Source organism: Candidatus Phytoplasma australasiaticum subsp. ipomoeae (assembly GCF_024425275.1).
In the GTDB taxonomy this organism is placed as follows: Bacteria; Bacillota_I; Bacilli_A; order Acholeplasmatales; family Acholeplasmataceae; genus Phytoplasma; species Phytoplasma australasiaticum.
The window spans coordinates 1-5,106 of sequence record NZ_JALQCV010000018.1 but is presented as its reverse complement, the minus strand read 5'-3'; the positions used below and the strand labels follow the sequence as shown (position 1 = coordinate 5,106).

General features: G+C 44.9%; 2 tRNA genes and 3 rRNA genes. All 5 read right to left on the bottom strand.

The annotated features are described in order from the left end of the window. Positions 1–81: 81 nt before the first annotated feature. A tRNA-Val gene (locus tag NQK76_RS02340) sits at positions 82–157 on the bottom strand. An 11-nt stretch (positions 158–168) separates the two neighbouring features. Beyond that, positions 169–284 (bottom strand): 5S ribosomal RNA (gene rrf, locus NQK76_RS02335). Positions 285–323: 39 nt separating this feature from the next. After that, positions 324–3,202: ribosomal RNA gene (locus NQK76_RS02330) — 23S ribosomal RNA — on the bottom strand. A gap of 68 nt (positions 3,203–3,270) precedes the next feature. Further along, positions 3,271–3,347, bottom strand: a tRNA-Ile gene (locus tag NQK76_RS02325). 78 nt (positions 3,348–3,425) lie between these two features. Then, positions 3,426–4,955, bottom strand: a 16S ribosomal RNA gene (locus NQK76_RS02320). The 16S, 23S and 5S rRNA genes sit together here with 2 tRNA genes alongside, the layout of an rRNA operon. Positions 4,956–5,106 lie beyond the last annotated feature (151 nt).

Here is a 5,106-nt window from a genome sequence, read left to right as displayed (position 1 = left end):
GGCTTAAATAACACTTATAATTACCTAAAAACTTATAATTACCTAAAAATCTTAAAAATTTACTTCTTAAGTTTCCGGTTTTGGTAGAGAATGAGGGGATCGAACCCCCGACCTTCTGCTTGTAAGGCAGACGCTCTCCCAGCTGAGCTAATTCTCTACTACAAATAATTCCGGGCAAACCCCTATCTTGGCAATCCAAATGAATTACTATTGTGGGGACCACAGGTCTTAACTGCTGTGTTCGGGATGGGAACAGGTGGACCCCCTGTGTTAAATCACCCGGAATCTCTCAAAACTAGGCAAATTCTAGTTATTTTCCATTATCATCAAAGTCGTTGGATCTATTAGTACTAGTCAGCTCCAAATATCACTACTCTTCCACTTCTAGCCTATCAACCTGATCGTCTTTCAGGGATCTCTTAGGGAAATCTCATCTTGAGGGAGGCTTCACACTTAGATGCTTTCAGTGTTTATCCATACTATACATAGCTACCCAGCTATGGCTCTGGCGAACCAACTGGTGCACCAGCGGTATATCCATCCCGGTCTTCTCATACTAGGGACAGTTCCTCGCAAATTTCCAACGCCCACGACGGATAGAGACCGAACTGTCTCACGACGTTCTGAACCCAGCTCGCGTACCGCTTTAATGGGCGAACAGCCCAACCCTTGGAACCTGCTCCAGCTCCAGGATGCGATGAGCCGACATCGAGGTCCCAAACCGCCCCGTCGCTGTGAACGCTCGGGGGCGATAAGGCTGTTATCCCCAGGGTAGCTTTTATCCGTTGAGTCACGGCCCTTCCATTCGGTACCGCAAGATCACTAAGTCCGACTTTCGTCCCTGCTCGACTTGTAGGTCTCACAGTCAAGCTCCCTTATACCTTTACGCTCTAAAAATGATTTCTGACCATTTTGAGGGAACCTTTGAACGCCTCCGTTACTTTTTAGGAGGCGACCGCCCCAGTCAAACTGCCCACCAAACACTGTCCCTCATAATCCACTTATGCAGGTTAGAAACTAAAAATCTCAAGAGTGGTATCCCACCGGTGACTCCCTTTAAACTAGCGTCTAAAGTTCTCTGTCTCCCACCTATCCTGTACATGAGATTTCCAATTCCAATATTAAGCTACAGTAAAGCTCCATGGGGTCTTTTCGTCCTGTCGCGGGTAACCGGCATTTTCACCGGTAATTTGATTTCACCGAGACTCTTGTTGAGACAGCGCCCAAATCGTTATGCCTTTCGTGCAGGTCGGAATTTACCCGACAAGGAATTTCGCTACCTTAGGACCGTTATAGTTACGGCCGCCGTTCACTGGGACTTCAATTCAATGCTTTGGGCAAGCCCGAACATCTCCTCTTAATCTTCCAGCACCGGGCAGGCATCAGCCCCTATACATCACCTTACGGTTTAGCAGAGACCTGTGTTTTTGATAAACAGTCGCTTGGGCCTATTCTCTGCGGCTTTTACTTTTTATCATAAAAGCTCTCCTTATCCCGAAGTTACGGAGTCATTTTGCCGAGTTCCTTAACAAGAGTTTTCTCGCGCGTCTTAGTATACTCTACCTTCCCACCTGTGTCGGTTTACGGTACAGGTAAAAAAATCATTAACCCTAGAAGCTTTTCTAGAAAATATGAACACAGTCACGTTACCCTCAAATCTCATTTTTTGGCAAGTAAGAAGACGGATTTGCCTATCTTCTCAAACTCGATTTTTCGACCCTAATCCAATAAAGGGCGTGCTTATCCTCTTTTGTCCCTCCATCAGTGATTTTTTTAGTGCAGGAATTTTAGCCTGCTGGTCATCGACTACGCATTGCTGCCTCGCCTTAGTTCCTGACTAACCCAGGGCGGACGACCCTGCCCCTGGAAACCTTGGGTTTTCGACGGATAGAATTCTCATCTATCTTTTCGTTACTTACACCGGCATTCTCACTTCTAACCTCTCCACTACTGCTTCCGCTATAGCTTCTACGATGTTAGAACGCTTCCCCTACCACATGTTCCTTAGCTATTACTAGCCGGAACATATCCGTAGCTTCGGTATAATGTTTAGCCCCGTTACATTTTCGGTGCAAAAATATTAGATTAGTGAGCTATTACGCACTCTTTAAAAGATGGCTGCTTCTAAGCCAACTTCCTAATTGTTTTAACGTTTTTACTTCCTTAACCACTTAACATTAATTTAGGGACCTTAGCTGACGGTCTGGGCTCTTTCCCTTTTGACCATGGACCTTATCACCCATCGTCTGACTGCTGGGATACGGTTCTTGACATTCGGAGTTTAATTGAGATTGGTACCCCGAGGTGGAGCCCGCACTCATTTAGTGCTCTACCTTCAAGAACTATTAAATACCCAACGCTAGCCCTAAAGCTATTTCGGGGAGAACCAGCTATCTCTGAGTTCGATTGGAATTTCACCTCTAGCCACAAATCATCCAAACACTTTTCAACGTGTCCTGGTTCGGCCCTCCATGACGTGGTCACGTCACTTCAGCCTGTTCATGGCTAGCTCACTTCAGTTTCGGGTCTATGACATACAACTAAACGCCCTATTCAGACTCGCTTTCGCTACGGCTACGTTCCTTCAAACTTAACCTTGCTCTATATCATAACTCGCCGGTTCATTCTGCAAAAGGCACGCCATCACTCTTAAACGAGCTTTGACTACTTGTAAGCACACAGTTTCAGGATCTATTTCACTCCCCTTCCGGGGTTCTTTTCACCTTTCCCTCACGGTACTAGTTCACTATCGGTCACCAAGGAGTATTTAGCCTTAGGAGATGGTCCTCCTATCTTCCAACAAGATTTCTCGTGTCTCGCCGTACTTGAGGATACCCTAGATTTTAACTTACCTCTACAGGATTTTCACCTTCTGGGATATAGCTTTCCAACTATTTCGAGTTAATTAAAATTTGGTAACTAGTTATTGGTATCCGGCTGTTCCGGATTCGCTCGTCACTACTACCGGAATCGTTATTACTTTCTGTTCCTGCAGTTACTTAGATATTTCAGTTCACTGCGTTCCTTTCAATCAGTTAGTTGCCTAACAATTGATACTATAACTGCTTATAGTAGGTTGCCCCATTCGGAAATCCACGGATCTACACTTATTTACAGCTCCCCGTAGCGTATCGCCGTTAATTGCGTCCTTCATCAGCTCTTGGTGCCTAGGCATCCACTGTGCGCTCTTATTTCCTTTAATGTTCCGGATAAATAACTATTATTTACCTAATTTTCAAAGAATTTGTGTTCTTACGAAACCTATAACTCTGGTGGGCCTAAATGGACTTGAACCACCGACCTCACGCTTATCAGGCGTGTGCTCTAACCAACTGAGCTATAGGCCCTTCGTGAAGTCACGAAGAAAAACTTAGTTGCCTAAGTCTTTCAAAACTGAAGATGATTGATTTTATTGGTTTCCTTAGAAAGGAGGTGATCCATCCCCACCTTCCGGTAGGGATACCTTGTTACGACTTAACCCCAATCATCGACCCTACCTTAGACGGCGCCCTCTCGAATAAACGAGTTAGGCTACCGTTTTGGGGTATTGCCAACTTTCGTGGTTTGACGGGCGGTGTGTACAAACCCCGAGAACGTATTCACCGCGACATGCTGATTCGCGATTACTAGCGATTCCAACTTCATGAAGTCGAGTTGCAGACTTCAATCCGGACTGGGACTGTTTTTGGGGATTGGCCAAGAACTTGCGTTTCAGCTACCCTTTGTAACAGCCATTGTATCACGTTTGTAGCCCAGGTCATAAGGGGCATGCTGATTTGACGTGATCCTCACCTTCCTCCAATTTATCATTGGCAGTCTCGTTAAAGTCCCCACCATAACGTGCTGGCAACTAACGATAAGGGTTTCGCTCGTTTTAGGACTTAACCTAACATCTCACGACACGAGCTGACGACAACCATGCACCACCTGTGTTTCTGGTAACCTCCACGATATTACTATCATTTTGCAAAAACATGTCAAGACCTGGTAAGGTTTTTCGGGTATCTTCGAATTAAACAACATGATCCACCGCTTGTGCGGAGTCCCGTCAATTCCTTTAAGTTTCATACTTGCGTACGTACTACTCAGGCGGAGTACTTAATGTGTTAACTTCAGTACCGGTTTAACCCGACACTTAGTACTCATCGTTTACGGCGTGGACTACCAGGGTATCTAATCCTGTTTGCTCCCCACGCTTTCGTGCCTCAGCGTCAGTTAAGACCCAGCGAGCCGCCTACGCCTCTGGTGTTCCTCCATATATTTACGCATTTTACCGCTACACATGGAATTCCACTCGCCTCTATCTAACTCAAGTTTAGCAGTTTCAATAGCCGGACAACGTTAAGCGTTGCCATTACACCACTGACTTACTAGACCGCCTACGCACCCTTTACGCCCAATAATTCCGGATAACACTTGCCCCTTATGTCTTACCGCGGCTGCTGGCACATAATTAGCCGGGGCTTATTCATCAAGTACCGGCAAACAAATGGTTCGCCATTTGCTTTTCTTCCTCGATAAAAGAACTTTACATACCGAAGTACTTCGTCATTCACGCGGCGTTGCTCGGTCAGAGTTTCCTCCATTGCCGAAAATTCCCTACTGCTGCCTCCCGTAGGAGTTTGGGCCGTGTCTCAGTCCCAATGTGGCTGTTCAACCTCTCAGTCCAGCTACACATCATCGTCTTGGTAGGCCATTACCCTACCAACTAACTAATATGGCGCAAGCCCCTCCTAAAGCATACCTATTACTAGGTCTTTTAAAAGATACAAGATGCCTTTTATCTTCCTATCCAGTCTTAGCCACTGTTTCCAATGGTTATCCTCGTCTTTAGGGTAGGTTGCTTACGTGTTACTCACCCGTTCGCCACTAAAACCCGAAGGTTTCCGTTCGACTTGCATGTATTAGGCACGCCGCCAGCGTTCATCCTGAGCCAGGATCAAACTCTTCGTAATAAATTATTTAAATAAGTAATATTTACTTATTTAAATTATAGTAATATTTAAAATTTTTATGATATAAACATCATAATAAATAATAAAATATCATCTTCAGTTTTCAAAGAAGTAGTGATCAACTTAAATTACTATAATTTTACTTAATATG